This window comes from Actinomyces sp. HMT897 (genome assembly GCF_016626125.1).
In the GTDB taxonomy this organism is placed as follows: Bacteria; Actinomycetota; Actinomycetes; order Actinomycetales; family Actinomycetaceae; genus Actinomyces.
This window is the reverse complement of the sequence record NZ_CP067336.1, coordinates 1,701,963-1,716,347: the sequence shown is the minus strand read 5'-3', so window position 1 is coordinate 1,716,347 and position 14,385 is coordinate 1,701,963. Positions and strand designations below refer to the sequence as shown.

Here is a 14,385-nt window from a genome sequence, read left to right as displayed (position 1 = left end):
CCCCGTCTGCCGCCCCGGCGAGGGGGTGTCCGCCTCACCATTACCCGCAAACAAACACTGTCTTCAAAGAGAAGGACCTACCATGACCTCCAAGCAGTTCCGTGTCCGCACCCTCAACGCCATCTCCGGCAAGGGGCTGGCACGCTTCCCCGACGACCGCTACGAGGTCGGCGGATCGGTGGAGGATCCGCACGCCCTGCTGCTGCGCTCCGCCCTCCTCCACGACTCCGCGGTCCCCGGATCCGTGCTCGCGGTGGCCCGTGCCGGGGCCGGCACCAATAATATTCCGGTGACCTCCCTGACCGAGCGCGGTATCCCGGTGTTCAACACCCCGGGCGCCAATGCCAATGCCGTCAAGGAACTGGTCCTGGCCAGCCTGTTCATTGCCTCGCGCCACCTTATTCCTGCCGCCCGCTTCGCCCACACCCTCGCCGGTGACGACGACGCCATCGCCCGGGCCGTGGAGGCCGGAAAGAAGAAGTTCGTCGGGTTCGAGCTGCCCGGGCGTACCCTGGGGGTCATTGGTCTGGGGGCCATCGGCGTCCAGGTGGCTAATGCCTCCCTGGGTCTGGGGCTGAAGGTCATTGGATACGACCCTGCCATTAGCGTGGAGCACGCCTGGCACCTGTCCGCCGACGTCAAGCGCGCCAACTCCATTGAGGACGTGTTCCGCAAGGCCGATATCCTCACCGTGCACGTTCCCCTCATTGACTCGACCCGCGGCCTGGTGAGTACCCAGCGGATCGCCCTCATGAAGGATACCGCGGTGCTGCTCAACTTCGCCCGTGCTGAGATCGTGGACACCGCCGCCGTCGTGGCCGCTCTGGACGAGGGGACGCTGGGCGGGTACGTGTGCGACTTCCCCTCCACGGCCGTCCACAAGCACCCCAGGTGCATCTCCCTGCCGCACCTGGGGGCCTCTACCAAGGAGGCTGAGCGAAACTGCGCCGTGATGGCGGTGGACTCCCTGCGCGGTTTCCTGGAGGACGGGCAGGTGCACAACTCGGTCAACTTCCCCGAGGCCGTCATGTCGCGCGAGCCCGGCACCCGACGTATTGTCATTGTCAACCGCAACGTACCCAATATGGTGGGTCAGGTCTCCACCATTGTGGCCCAGCACGGGCAGAATATTGCCAACCTGCTCAATAAGTCCCGCGGTGAGCTGGCGGTCACCCTGGTGGACGTCGAGGGGGAGGTGGCCTCCGGGCTCCTGGACGAGCTGTGCGGGATTAACGGCGTCCTGTCCGCCCGTCTGGTCTGAGAGGGGCGCCTGCTCCAGCAGGTCCTGGAAGACAGGCGCCCTGCCCGCCTGGTCTGGGAGGGACCTCCCGCCGTCCTGCCTAATCCGCCCCCGGGCGCCTGCCTGGGGTAGGTATCCGCTACGCCAGTAGCGTCCGCGAACGACTGCCCTGGGCGCGTAGCCTGGGGGCGTGCGACTGCGAGACGACCTGCGGGATCTGGCCGCCTCGCGCGGCCTGCGGATCCTCCTGGCCACCCGCCTCATCTCCCAGACCGGTGACGGCATGGTCCAGGTGGGCCTGGTCACCCTCTTCTTCTTCGCTCCCCAGAACGCCACGAGCACGGGCGACGTCGCCGCCGCCCTGGTCGTCATGCTCCTGCCCTTCAGCGTGGTCGGCCCCTTCACCGGTCCCTTCATTGACCGCTTCCGACGACGCAGCACCCTCATGACCATGAACCTCGTGCGTGCCGGGCTCGTTCTCGCCACGGCCGTGGTCATACGGGGCACGGGCGCCGGGGTGGTGGTCTACCTCCTGGTCCTCGCGGCCCTGGGGGTCAACCGCTTCCTCCTGGCCACTCTCGCCGCGAGCCTGCCCCACGTGGTGGACGCCGACCGGCTCCTGACCGCGAACTCCCTGGTGCCGACCCTCGGTGGGGCGGCCACGGCCGCCGGGGCGGTCACCGGCCTCCTCCTGCGGCTCACGCTGCCAGCGGGTGCCCAGGACGTCGCCAGCCTCCTGACCGCCGCGGGGCTCTACGTTGCTTCCGCCGGGGTCGTGAGCCACCTGGGCCGCGACGACCTGGGCCCCGACTGGCTCACCAGGGCGCGGTCCACCGGGGGCGGGACCGCCGGGGCCGAGCGGCGGAGCGAGCCGGAGGGCGCCGCCCGGGGGCTCGGCACCACGGGTACTACGGGCACCACAGGCACCGGTACCACGGGTACGGTCCGCGACCTGACCGACGCCGTCCGGCACCTGCTGTCCCGACGCACCCCGGCGCTCGCCCTGGGGGTCATGGGCGCCTACCGGCTCGTCTACGGCCTGGAGCTCGTGACCACTATCCTGGCCTCCCGCAACCTCCTCGCCGACCCCGCCGACGCCGACGCGGGCCTGGCCGTCTTCGGCACCCTCATGGGGGCGATGCTTGCCGGGCACGGCCTGGCCGTCGTCCTCACCCCGCTGGCCCAGGAGCGCGTCAGCCCACCCACCTGGGTGGTGGTCTGCCTGCTGGGAGGCAGCCTGGGGCAGGTGCTCCTGGTGGCCGGCCACACCCGTGGGGGCATGGTGGCCGGGCTGTTCGTCTTCGGGGTCGGGGTGCAGGGCGCCAAGATCGCCGTGGACACGATCGTCCAGACGGACACCTCCGACGACTACCGCGGCCGGGCCTTCTCCCTCTACGACGTCCTGTTCAACGCCGCCGAGTGCCTGGCCGCCGGGGTGGCGGTCCTTGTCATGCCCGACGTCGGCTGGTCGCGTGGAGTCCAGGCGGCCCTTGTGGTCGCGGTGTGGGTGGTGGCGCCGGCCTACCGGTGGGGCGTGCGGTGGGCCCGCACGGCGCCGTGGCGGTACGCCAGGGCCCACGCCGGAGCCGGAGTGCAGGCAACGGGCCCGCACGGCCAAGCCATCGACTATAGTCGACGCTATCGGCGATTGAGCCGACTCCATCGACCGTAGTCGACAGGAGGGTGTCGTGTCCGACCAGATCGTCCCCCGTCCCCGTTACACCAGCCGTATCGCACCATTCGTTGACGTCCCCGTCATTAAGGTCATCACCGGGGCGCGACGCAGCGGGAAGTCCACCGTCCTCGACCTCCTCGCCCAGCAGATCCGCCAGGACCACCTCCGGGCCCAGGTCGTCCACCTCAACCTTGAGTCCACCGCCGGCCTGGGAATCCGGTCCCCTGAGCAGCTGCTCGACCACCTCGTCACCCGAGCGCCCGACCGCACCCGACGCACCTACCTCTTCCTCGACGAGATCCAGCAGGTCCCGGGCTGGGAGCGGGTCGTCAACGCGCTGCGCCTGGACTGGGAGTGCGATATCTACCTCACCGGCTCTAACTCGCGGATGCTCTCCGGTGACCTCGCCACCCACCTTGCTGGCCGGTACGTGACCACCCGTGTCCAGCCTCTCGCCTTTGCCGAGTACAAGGCCCTGCGCCTTCTCGGCCTGAGTGCCTCGGGAGAGGAGCCGCCGTCGGACCAGGAGCTCTTCCAGGACTATCTTGCCCTGGGAGGGTTCCCCGGCCTGCGCTACTTCCGCGGTGAGCGTGAGGCGTCACTAGCCTACCTACGCAGTGTCTACGACTCGGCCCTCGTCCGCGACGTGATCGAGTACCACCAGATCAGGGACGCGGACCTTTTCCGCCGTGTCGTGACCTACTGCCTGGCAAATATCGGTCGTACCTTCTCGGCGAGCTCGCTCAGCCGGTTCCTGCGCAGTGAGCGTCGGGGTGTCAGCGTGGACACCGTGCTCAACTACCTCACCTACTGCGCCGAGGCGTTCCTCCTCAACCGGGTCCCGCGCTATGACCTCACCTCCAAGCGGGTCCTCGCGGTGGAGGAGAAGTACTACGTGGTGGACCACGGCCTGCGCGAGGCCATGGGCCTGTCCGGCTCGACGGCGATCGAGCTCGTCCTGGAGAATATCGTCTACAACGAGCTCACGAGCCGGGGGTGGTCAGTCAGTATCGGGCGCGCTGGCGACCTGGAGATCGACTTCGTCGCCCACCGCGACACGCAGGTGCTCTACGTCCAGGTCAGCTACCTCCTGGCCAGTGAGAGGACGCGGCGCCGTGAGTTCGACGCCCTCCTGGCCGTACCGGACAACCACCCGAAGCTCGTCCTCAGCCTCGACCCCCTCAGTCTCAGTCGCGACGGCGTCGAGCACCGTAACCTCGTGGAGTGGCTGCTCGCGGCAGAGGAGTAAGAGAGGCAGGCTGGCGGGCTCCTGGTAGCAGCCGGAGGCGGCTCCTGGTCCTGAGGGCGACTGAACCTGGGGTAGTACGGGTGGTGAGGCCGCTGGGATGGGTGATGAGCTACAGCGTCTCGGCCCATATACTGGCGGACTGCTTAATCGAATTAACGATGTTCAAGGTCCTGGTCATTGTCTCGGCGACAGGACGAAGCGCCCGGGATAACTCGGCAAAGGCCCTCAGCTGTAGGGCCATGTCGTCAGTACCTGGGAGCTCCAGTGACGCGGCCAGATCCGTTAGTGAGGTCCTCAGCGCGTCGGAGAGCTCGTCGACCCCGGCGGCGCCGGTGACACGGATCAGGTCGCTCACGTCCTTGTCAAGGGCACTCCACGCCTCGGAGAATGACGACGTCGCTGTCTCCAGGGCCTGTCGGCTCGGCTCCAGTCCTCGGGCAATGCGCTTGACCTGGGTGGGGGTGGGTAATGAGCCCTGGGGGACGAGTGCGAACTCCTTGTGCATGGCCGAGCCGAAAGTGCTCATGGCCTTGTCCAGGGTGTCCGTCTCGTGCTGGAGACGAGGCAGGTGATTCTCCTGGATGGTGTCGAGTAGCTCAACGATACCAGGGTCCGCGTCATCCGCACTCGACGGCTCCGCAGGGTTGGTGTCCGTTGAGGTGGTAGGGCCCTCTGCGTTCCTCGCCTTAATGCGCTTGACCAGCTCGCGTCCGATTTCCCGGGCAGCCCTCCGGAACTGGGGGCTGTCAGGCTCCAGGTCCTCGAGGGGGGTCTTGGGTTCAAGCCACTGGTGCTCGTCAATAGCGGCGTGGATAACCTGTGCCGTCGGGTCGTCACGCAGGGCGGGCAGGTTCCAGTCCGGTTCGTCGACGAGCAGGGTGAGAATACCGTTGTATCCCGCTTTCCTGGTCTTGTCCCTGAACTGGAGGAACTCCTTGCGGCACGCCTTGGACGTGAGGTAGCGGGTGGTGACCATGGCGAGCAGGAAGGTGGTGCGTTCCACCTCGTCCTGCAGCCTCTCGCTCCACCTGTCACCCCATTGTAGGAACTTCTCGTCGCGACGGAGATCAATAGGGGTACCTTTGAAGTCGCAGGTCCTGGCCACCTCCTCGGCGAACTTGACCAGTGCGCCTTCAAGGTAGTCGTTGTCGGCGTGGACGTAGCTCAGGAACACCGTCGGGACAGGTGCTGCGGAAGAGGCGTATGTCATTTTTTCCTTTTCGTGGTCAATTGGCGTGAGCAGTGCTGTGGGCGGTGTCGGGGACCTTGCGGGAACGGGGTCCGGAGACGCCTTGCCCAGCTCCCGACGGGAGGTCAGGCACGCCAGCGGGAGCGCCCACAGGCTGTCGTCAACCTCCTCGAACTCGGTTCCTGTGTAGACGACGAAACCCCGGTGCAGGCCACCGTCCTTACGCATCGCCTTCAGCCCCTGCAGGTCCTTGAGACTAATGCTGGAGGCCAGTTTCACCTCGACGCCTACCCGGCGTCCCCGACCGTCCACCAGGACCAGGTCGACCTCCTTCCCGGTCCTGTTGTCCCGCCAGTAGAAGGCGTCAGTAGCAGCCGTCGCCCAGCCCTGTGCGGCAAGGAGCTGGTTTACTACCCAGGTCTCCAGGACCTGCCCTGTGAGCTCGGAGGAGCTGGCAATATTATGTCCTGCGCGGATCAGGCTCTCGCAGGTACTGGAGGTGTCAACCGCATGCCCCTTGGGTGCTCTCCGGGCTGCCCGGGTCACCCCGCCCTTCAGGTTGGGCAGCAGGGTCATGAGGAACCTGCGCTGGAGGATACCGAGGTAGCGGCCCACGGTCCGAGCGTCGAGGTCAAGCTCCTGTCCGATCCGGGTACGGTTAATCTGTCCTCCGGGCGTGCGCAGGACGGCGTCGAGGACCGCCCGCGCGGTGCCGACGTCCAGGGGCTCGGTGGGGAGCACCTGGACGTCGAGTATGGCGAGCGTGTCCGTCTGCACCTGGTTCTGCCAGGCGGCACGTGAGCGCGGCAGACGGGGGAGCGCGAAAGCGGGCAGGCCTCCGGCTTCCAGGAGCCTGTGCAGCCCGGGGCCCTGGACGGAGGGGACCTGGACGGGTACCAGGGGTGAGTCGAAGAGGACGTCTACCAGGCTCGGGGCGGAGGAGTCGGGCGGACCGTCCAGCTCCAGGCGCGTGAACGGGTGCAGGGTGAGTCTGCTCGCCCGCCCGACCAGGGGGTCGCTGCTCTCCATAGTGCCTCGTCCGACCGAGGCGGAACCCGTCAGCAGGAAGTGGTGGCCTTGGGGGAGGGTGTCAACCAGTTCCTTGACCGCCACGCTGACGGCTGGCACCACCTGGGCCTCGTCAATGACGGCCGGGCGTCGCAGCGAGCGCACCCACCTGAGCGCGTCCTGACGGGCTCGTTCTGCCGCCGCCGGGTCGGTGAGCGACTGGTACGAGGCGTAGGTGCCCGCCTCCGTGAGGTGGCGTGCCAGGCTGGACTTCCCGACGGCGCGCCGCCCCTCCATAATCGCGACCTGGTGCGAGGCGCGCACCGCGAAGACCTGCTCGAGGGCCCGGTGATGGTACGGCAGTGACGGCACAGAGGCAGCCTACCGCGTGGCCTGGGAAACCGACATTGGATGTAGGAATTTTCCTACATCCAATGTCGGTTTTTTCCGATTCGGCTCCCGGAGGTGGTGTGGCCGAGGTGGTGTGGCCGAGGTGGTGTGGCCGAGGTGGTGTGGCCGAGGTGGTGTGGCCGAGGTGGTGTGGCCGAGGTGGTGTGGCCGAGGTGGTGTGGCCGAGGTGGTGTGGCCTGAGGGCAGCTGGCCGCCCTCGGCCCGGTGCGGGCTGGTGTGGTCGGGGGCGGGGACGCAGCCGGTCCGGGGCTGACGCACGGTGCTGCGCCTGTGCGTGGTCGCCGATCGTGAGGACGCAGCCTGGGGCTGGCAGCCAGTCCGCGTCCTCCGCCCCGCTCACCCGGCCCGGCGCAGGTGGCGGCCACCGGCTTCGGCGGGCCCCTGGGGACCGTTCACCCGGCCCGGCGCAGGCGCAGGGAGTTGGTGACCACAATGACGCTGGAGGACGCCATGGCGGCTCCCGCGATCATGGGGCTGAGCAGTCCGGCCATGGCCAGCGGGATGGCGGCCACATTGTAGGCAAAGGCCCAGAACAGGTTCTGTCGGATAATCCGCAGGGTCGCCCGGCTCACCCGCACCGCCGCCACGGCCGCCTCCAGGTCGGTGCGCACCAGGGTGACGTCCGCGGCCTCAATGGCCACGTCCGCCCCCGACCCCATGGCCAGGCCCAGGCCCTGCGTACTGGCCTGGGCCAGGGCCGCGGCGTCGTTCACCCCGTCCCCGACCACGCCCACATTGCGTCCCTCGGCCTGCAGGGCGGCGACGACGTCGCGCTTGTCCTCGGGGCGGACCTCGGAGCGCACGTCGGCGGACGCGATCCCGACCTGGGCGGCCACGTGCGCCGCCGCCCGGGGGTTGTCCCCGGTCAGGAGCACGGGGCGGATACCCAGCTCGCGCAGGTCGGTGACGGCCTTGCGTGAGGACGGGCGCACGGTGTCGCGCACCGCCAGCACGGCGCGGGCGTCCAGGACCTGGTGGCCGGGCTGGGTGCCCGGAGTGCACTGGCCCGTCTGAGTGACACGGGTGCCGGGACTTCCCACGGTCCCCGAGCTCTGGCCGGGCTGGGTGGGCTCGGCCCCGGGGGCGGGGCCCACGGCCAGGACGACGGCGGTGGCCCCCGACTCCTCGGCCCGCTCCAGTGCCGCAGCCAGGTCCTCACCCAGCACCACGCCCTGCTCGGTGAGCCAGGACGCCCGCCCGACGGCGACCGTGCGCCCCTCTACCACACCGGTCACGCCCCGGCCCTCGTGGTTGGTGAAGTTGGTGACGACGGCCAGCCGGGGCGGGACGGGGGCGGTGGCCCGGGCGCTGGGGGCGGAAAGGCTCGTCGTGTCCGTGTCCCCGGTCTGGGCTCCTGCGGCCCGGGCGCCGGGGGTCCCGGTGCTGGCCGCTGGCGGGGTGGCTGCGTCGGTACTGGCCGCTGCCGGGGCGGCTTCCTCGGAGCGTGCTGCCGGGGCGGGCTCCGAGGGCTGTGCGTGCTGCGGGCCGCCAGGGGTCCCGGTGCCCGACGCCGGGGTGGCCGCCAGGCGCTCGCGGGCCGCCGTGGCGATGGCGGCGGCCACGGGGTGCTCGCTAGCGGCCTCCAGGGCCCCGGCCAGGTACAGGTCAGCCTCGCTCAGCGGGCCCGTACCTGCCACCCGCATGCTGGTGCTGGCGTCGGTCTTGTCCGTGGGGGCACTGACCTCGCTCATGTTATTGCCGGTGCTCCCGGCGCTGGCGTCGGTGCGCACGTCGGCCCCGGCCCCACCGGTGGCGGCGCCGTCGGCCCCGGAGGGGACACTGGCCGACGCCTCCGCGTCCAGGCTCATGCGCCCGGTGGTGACGGTGCCGGTCTTGTCCAGGACCATGGTGTCCAGGGAGCGCGTGGACTCCAGGACCTCGGGCCCCTTAATGACCACGCCGAGCTGGGCGGCCCGGCCGGTGCCCACGAGCAGGGCGGTGGGCGTGGCCAGGCCCAGGGCGCAGGGGCAGGCGATGACCAGGACCGCCACCGCCGCCGTGAAGGACGCCTGGGCGTTGTGCCCGGTGACCAGCCACCCCGCCAGCGTCAGGGCCGACAGTCCCAGCACCACCGGTACGAACACCCCCGAGACCCGGTCCGCCAGGCGCTGGACGGGCGCCTTGCCCGCCTGCGCGGCCGTGACCATGGCTCCGATCCGAGCCAGCGTGGTGCCCTCGCCCACGGCGGTGGCCCGCACCAGCAGCACCCCGGAGGTGTTGACGGTGGCGCCGGTGACGACGTCACCCACCCCCACGTCCACGGGTACGGACTCGCCGGTGAGCAGGGAGGCGTCCACGGCGCTGCGTCCCTCGACCACGACCCCGTCGGTGGCCACCTTCTCCCCGGGGCGCACGCAGAACAGGTCCCCGGCACGCAGCTCGTCCACCGGCACGCGCTCCTGGGTGCGGGTGGCCTCAGGCAGGGGAGCGCCCTCCTCGTCCAGGACGTCGACGGCGTCGGTGGAGCCCGACGGCGAGGTCAGGCGCACCCGGGTGACCTCCTTGGCGCCGAGCTCCAGCAGGGCGCGCAGGGCGTCGCCGGAGCGGTACCGGGCGCGCGCCTCGGCGTAGCGGCCTGCCAGCAGGAAGGTGGTCACCCAGGCTGCCGACTCAAAGTACATGTGGGCCGCGTGCCCCTGGTGGCGGGGTAGGAGCTCCATGGTCATCTGCGTGCCGATCTCCCCAGCCCCGCCCCAGATGAGGGCCCACAGGCTCCAGGCGGTGGCGGCGACCACTCCCAGGGACACGAGCGTGTCCATGGTGAAGGCGCCGTGGCGCAGGGCGCGGGCGGCGGCCCGGTGGAAGGGCCAGGCGCCCCAGGTCGCCACCGGCAGCGCCATGAGGGCGACCGTCCACTGCCAGCCGGGCAGCTGGAGGGCCGGGACCATGGAGACCACCATGACGGGTACGGACAGGACGAGGCTGTAGACCAGGCGCAGGCGCAGGTCAGCGGCCCGGGCGACCTGGGAGGCGCCCAGGCGCGGGGCCTGGTCGGGGTGCGGGGCCTGGGGGGCTGGTGCGGCGTCCTCGGTGGGTGCGGTGTCTGACCGTGCGGCGACGTCGGCGGATGGGATGGCAGGTCCCTCGCTCCCGGCCCCTCCGCCCGCTGGCACGGTGCGTGCAGCGGGTGCGGTGGCGTCTTGGGTGTCGGTGATACGGGCGGTATTAGCGGGTGCTGGGACTGCGGGGGCACTGCCCCCTGGAGGCGGTGCGGTGGTGAGGGTAGCCGGGGCGTCCTGGCCTCGTGGCGCTGGTCCCGCGGAGGTGCCGGACGTGGTGCCGGTACCGTTGGTGAGGACCCCGCTGCGGGTGCTGTCCGCTCTGGTGGAGGCGGTCTCGGGGAGGGTGCCGGGTGTCCTGGGGTCGGAGGGTCCGGCGTCGGCGAGGGGACCCTTTGTGCGGGTGCCCTTGAGCCGGGCCGTGTAGCCGGCGCGGGCGACCGCCGCCAGCAGGTCGTCGTCCGAGATCCCGGCGGGTGCGGTCACTCGGGCGGTCTCGGTGGCCAGGTTGACGCTGGCGCTCACCCCGTCGAGCTTGGACAGCTTCTTCTCCACGCGGGCCACGCACGACGCGCAGGTCATGCCCTCCACGCCGAGGGTGATAACGCGCTGGCCTGAGGCCTCAGGGTGGGAAGCGGGTACGGGACTCATAAGTGCCTTCTTGGTTTTGGAGTATAACTGATAAGTCACACCTATCAGAGGTGCGACCGGTGCGGAGCAGCTGATCTGCCTCGGACGGAGTTGCACATTCTTTTACAATCGTCGATCAAACAATGGCGGAATCATGCGGATCGACTGGTCGGTGCGGGGCCTGCGAACCAGGATGAATGTGCAACGCAGGCGCCGTTGCACATTCATCCTGTCCCCGGTCCTCTCCCGGAGGGACAAAACGTTGGAAATACGTCACCCGTCCACTGCCGACCCCGTAATGAATGTGCAACTTCGTCCAGGGCGGCAGGAGGGTGCGGATGGGCGGCCTGCTGCGGGTGCCCTGCCGCAGGGGCGCGGGGTGGTTACAGCGTGTCCTGGTCGCTGGTACCCCTACCTTGCTCGTCGCAGGCGGGTGTGGGGGTGGTGCCGCGATGCCGGGCCACCCCGGCGAGCGGGCGCTCGCGAGGGTGGGGGCCGGAGGCGGGTCCACGGGGCCGTACGGTGTGGAGACACCTGCCAGGACCACTGCCCGGCACGGTCCCACCTGGTGGGAAGTATCCGGGCCCGGATGGTCTGCGAGACTGAGTGCGGCCACGGGACTGCCTGGCGGGGTCCGGCTTCACCTCAGAGCCGAGGTGAAGGGGGCCGCTCGCCAACCTCGCCTGGCGGAGTCCGGCGGACCACGTAGCTCACGTCCAGGATCCGCTGCTGCGTGGGCCGGTGCGGGCACCGAGGTCACCGAAGGCGGTGCTGTTCCGCCGTCCTCCGCTGCCGCGTCCCCGAGCCCTGTCCTGGCTGCGGCCACCTGCTGCCGCGTGGGCCGGTGCGGGGCTCGGTGAGGACGCGGGTCGCACCTGCCCTGTTACCGCGCAGGCTGGGGCGGGAGTCCGCACCACGCCGAGGATCGGTCCCCACCCATTACCGCGCGGGCCAGGATGGGAGAGGCGGAGGTCCCTCCTCGCCATCCCCGCGCTCACTACCACGCGGGCGGGAGGCGCCGTGCGTGGTGCGGCCTGGTGACGTCCTGCCCGCGCAGGCTGGGGGCGGAGTGAGCCGCTGTCTTGTAAACAGCAGCTCGTCGGCCCTGGCCCACGCAGGCAGGGAGCGGAGACGGTCGAGATCAGCTGGCGTCTGCCGGTGCCCCCTTGGCCCACGCGGGCTGGGGGCGGAGGGGTGGACGGGAGCCTCAGGCGGCGGGCGTGTCGCGCTCGACCGCGTCGAGGGTGTAGTCCCCGGCCTCGTCAATGGCCTCAGCCAGGGCGGCGTCGGACAGCACGGTGTCGGAGACGACTGTGACAGTGGACTGCCCGCCCTTGTTGAGCAGGACGGAGACGTTCTTGACGCCGGCGACCGCCTCGAGCTCCTCGGTGACGTGGGTGACACAGTGCCCGCAGGTGAGTCCGGAGACCTTGAGGGTGGTGGTGCGGTCGACGCCGGTGGCGGTGAACTCGGTCATGGTGTGCTCCTGTGGTTGCGGTGGGCGGCCCGGGTGGGGCCGACATACGGGTAGGGGGTAGGCCGGGGCGGGCCCGGCCAGTGGCGCCGCCCAGGTGGCTGTGCGGCGTCGGGGGCTCAGGACCGTACAAGACGGGCTATGGCGTCGGAGGCCTCGCGGATCTTGGCCTGGCCCTCCGCCTCGGAGGACTGGGCGGCATGGATGACGCAGTGGCTCATGTGGTCCTCCAGCAGGCCCAGGCCCACGGCCTGGAGGGCCTTGGTGGCGGCGGCGATCTGGGTCAGGACGTCAATGCAGTACACGTCCTGCTCGACCATCCGCGAGATACCACGGATCTGGCCCTCCACGCGCCGCAGGCGCTTGAGGTGGTCGTCCTTGGTTCCGGTGTAGCCAGCCATGTGTCCTCCCTGGTCGTCAGCAGACAATATACCCCTAGGGGGTAGGGGTGTCAAGAGGGTTGCTTCGGTGCGGGATGTCTCGCCCACCCACGACGGGACGGTCCCTGCCCCCAGGAGCTTCCGGTGCGAGGGGTCGTGCTCCGGGTCGGTCGGTGCGGGGGCGATCAGCTCGGTCGTGCCCGGGGACGGGGGAGGGGACTGGTCGCCGCCCTGGCCAGGTACCCGACACCGGGCTGCGCCCGGCCCTGGGAGAGCGGAGGAGGACGTCGCGCCCGGCGTGGGGTGGACTATCCCTGCTCGCGTGGGGTCGGCCTGGCTATACCTGGCACACGGGCGGTACTCCCGGACCAGGTGCGGACGAAGCCGACCGGCGGCTATACCCCTGGCACGCGGCGGTACAGCTCCCGCGTGGACCGACGTCGTGCCATGCTTGGGACCATGAGCGTGCAGGACCTTGATGAGACCGACTGGGCCCCCGCGGGGTGGGAGCCCCAGGACGTGAGCGCACTGGACGACTCCCCCTTCGGCTCCGTCCTGTCAGGGTCGATGATCTATGACGTCTCCGTCCTGGACCCCACTCCCGGCTGGCAGCCCGAGGACGACGTCGCCACCGAGCCCGCCGCGCCCGGCGACCAGAACCCCACCCCGCCTCCGCCCTCCCGGAGGACGGCGGCGCCGGCCACGGCTGCCGCCCACACGGCCGCTGCTCGGACCTCGCAGCGCACCGCAGCAGGACGGACGGCGGCGCCGGCCACGGCCTCCCGCCGGACCACCGTGCCCCAGGCGCGCCGCACCGCATCCCGTCTGGCTGCCCAAAGGAGCACGGCGCCGGGAGGCGCGGTGCCGGGTACGCCGGGCAGGGCACCCGCCCGGCCGCCAGGACCACGGCTGGCGGGGGCCGGAGGTCCGCAACGCCTCCCGGGCCCGGCCTCCTGGGGCCAGACAGGCGTGTCCGGTAGTCCGTGGGCACCCCCCGGCACCGACCCCCGCCTGGTCGCCCGGGCGGCCCAGCGCCCCGCCACGCCCCAGCCGTCTGCCCCCGGAGCCCCGTCAGGCGCCTACGGCTACGGGCGGGGACCGGGCTCCGGGCGAGGACCGTCCCGCGTGCCGGGGTCCCGGTACGGGCAGGCGCCTGCTCCGCAGACCCGGCAGGCAGCCACCTGGCAGCCCGCGAACCGGGCGGCCGGTACGGCGGGCAGCCCCTACGCCTCGCCCAGGATCACGCCGTCGTCCGATCACGGGAGCTGGTACACGGGCCTGTGGATCGTTATCGTCCTGGTCTTCCTGGCCATAATGCGGGCCCTCCTGAGCTGAGACGGGGGCACGGCAATGGCCGCCTGCCCCCGCCGCGTGGCGAGCCCCTGGCCCCTGCGCCCCTGACAGTGGGTAATACGGGCGTGCGCACACTGCGGGCCGGGTGCCCTGGTCCCCGGACCCCTGCGGTGACGCCGGAGGAACCTGTTCGGGTCACGCATGCGGTGCACCCGGGCCCCTGAAGTGAAGTCGGCTCAGGCGTGCTGGCACGCAGCCGGTGGGGTCGTCTCACCGCAGACCTGGGCCATGACAGCCAGACAGGTGGCACCCAGGTTCGGCTGAGACCATAAGGTCATGGAGCTCATTGTCCGTACCCTTGGTAACGCGGCGGGCCTCTGGCTCGCTGCCCGGTTCATGTCCGGCCTGACCGTCCCCGGCGACCAGTCCGCCGTCCACACCTGGGTCAACCTCATTGTCGTCGGCCTCATCCTGGCGCTGGTGAACTCGCTGGTCAAGCCCGTGGTCAAGACCCTCGCCCTGCCCATCTACGTCCTCACCTTCGGCCTGTTCGCACTGGTGGTCAACGGGGCCATGCTCATGCTGACGTCCTGGCTGACGGACAAGGTCTCCTGGCTCGGGGCCGGGTCCGGGGTGGCGCTCGGCCTGCACGTGGCGACCTTCGGTACCGCGGTGGGGGCGGCGATTATCGTCGCCATTGTCTCCGCCATTATCGTAGGCATCTTCGGGCCCGACGAGGACTGAGGAGGACGGTCAGGGCCTGCGTGGCGGGCGGCACTCGGTGCCTGTCCAGGAGACCCGCCCGCCCGATCCGACCACGCCCGCCGACCCCGTCCT

9 protein-coding genes are annotated in these 14,385 nt (G+C 70.5%); 5 read left to right on the top strand and 4 right to left on the bottom strand.

What is annotated here, in order from left to right:
- The first annotated feature begins 82 nt into the window (after positions 1-82).
- The 3 genes from JJJ15_RS06830 to JJJ15_RS06820 all read left to right on the top strand — a co-directional run bounded on the left by JJJ15_RS06830 (position 83) and on the right by JJJ15_RS06820 (position 4,164).
- Positions 83-1,261: a phosphoglycerate dehydrogenase gene (locus JJJ15_RS06830; RefSeq protein WP_200510249.1), complete on the top strand. Its 1,179-nt coding sequence runs from the start codon at positions 83-85 to the stop codon at positions 1,259-1,261.
- A gap of 169 nt (positions 1,262-1,430) precedes the next feature.
- Positions 1,431-2,912 (top strand): MFS transporter, encoded by a 1,482-nt coding sequence (locus JJJ15_RS06825; protein WP_246741947.1) that lies wholly within the window; start codon positions 1,431-1,433, stop codon positions 2,910-2,912.
- 16 nt (positions 2,913-2,928) lie between these two features.
- Entirely contained in the window at positions 2,929-4,164 is a 1,236-nt protein-coding gene (locus JJJ15_RS06820) for an ATP-binding protein (protein WP_246741946.1), read from the top strand.
- A gap of 109 nt (positions 4,165-4,273) precedes the next feature.
- Here JJJ15_RS06820 and JJJ15_RS06815 read toward each other — a convergent pair whose 3' ends face one another.
- The 4 genes from JJJ15_RS06815 to JJJ15_RS06800 form a co-directional block, all read right to left on the bottom strand.
- Positions 4,274-6,733, bottom strand: a complete 2,460-nt coding sequence (locus tag JJJ15_RS06815; RefSeq protein ID WP_200510248.1) for a DUF4143 domain-containing protein — start codon at positions 6,731-6,733, stop codon at positions 4,274-4,276.
- A gap of 431 nt (positions 6,734-7,164) precedes the next feature.
- Complete coding sequence (locus JJJ15_RS06810; protein ID WP_200510247.1) at positions 7,165-10,422, bottom strand: heavy metal translocating P-type ATPase; 3,258 nt, start codon at positions 10,420-10,422, stop codon at positions 7,165-7,167.
- Between the two features lie 1,186 nt (positions 10,423-11,608).
- Entirely contained in the window at positions 11,609-11,878 is a 270-nt protein-coding gene (locus tag JJJ15_RS06805; protein ID WP_200510246.1) for a heavy-metal-associated domain-containing protein, read from the bottom strand.
- Positions 11,879-11,994: 116 nt separating this feature from the next.
- A complete protein-coding gene (locus tag JJJ15_RS06800; protein ID WP_200510245.1) occupies positions 11,995-12,276 on the bottom strand; it encodes a metal-sensitive transcriptional regulator in 282 nt (93 codons plus the stop codon).
- Between the two features lie 438 nt (positions 12,277-12,714).
- Between JJJ15_RS06800 and JJJ15_RS06795 the strand changes: the two genes are divergently transcribed.
- Both JJJ15_RS06795 and JJJ15_RS06790 read left to right on the top strand, forming a co-directional pair.
- The gene (locus JJJ15_RS06795; protein ID WP_200510244.1) at positions 12,715-13,590 is read left to right on the top strand and encodes a hypothetical protein; all 876 of its coding nucleotides are present in this window, start codon (positions 12,715-12,717) and stop codon (positions 13,588-13,590) included.
- Positions 13,591-13,884: 294 nt separating this feature from the next.
- Positions 13,885-14,292 carry a phage holin family protein gene (locus JJJ15_RS06790; RefSeq protein WP_200510243.1) on the top strand — a complete coding sequence of 136 codons (408 nt, stop codon included), beginning with the start codon at positions 13,885-13,887 and terminating at the stop codon, positions 14,290-14,292.
- Positions 14,293-14,385 lie beyond the last annotated feature (93 nt).

Bases quoted from the DNA above. Each gene is read 5' to 3' on its own strand.
- JJJ15_RS06830 (WP_200510249.1), top strand. From the start codon at position 83: ATGACCTCCAAGCAGTTCCGTGTCCGCACCCTCAACGCCATCTCCGGC.
- JJJ15_RS06810 (WP_200510247.1), bottom strand. From the start codon at position 10,422: ATGAGTCCCGTACCCGCTTCCCACCCTGAGGCCTCAGGCCAGCGCGTT.
- JJJ15_RS06805 (WP_200510246.1), bottom strand. From the start codon at position 11,878: ATGACCGAGTTCACCGCCACCGGCGTCGACCGCACCACCACCCTCAAG.
- JJJ15_RS06800 (WP_200510245.1), bottom strand. From the start codon at position 12,276: ATGGCTGGCTACACCGGAACCAAGGACGACCACCTCAAGCGCCTGCGG.
- JJJ15_RS06795 (WP_200510244.1), top strand. From the start codon at position 12,715: ATGAGCGTGCAGGACCTTGATGAGACCGACTGGGCCCCCGCGGGGTGG.
- JJJ15_RS06790 (WP_200510243.1), top strand. From the start codon at position 13,885: ATGGAGCTCATTGTCCGTACCCTTGGTAACGCGGCGGGCCTCTGGCTC.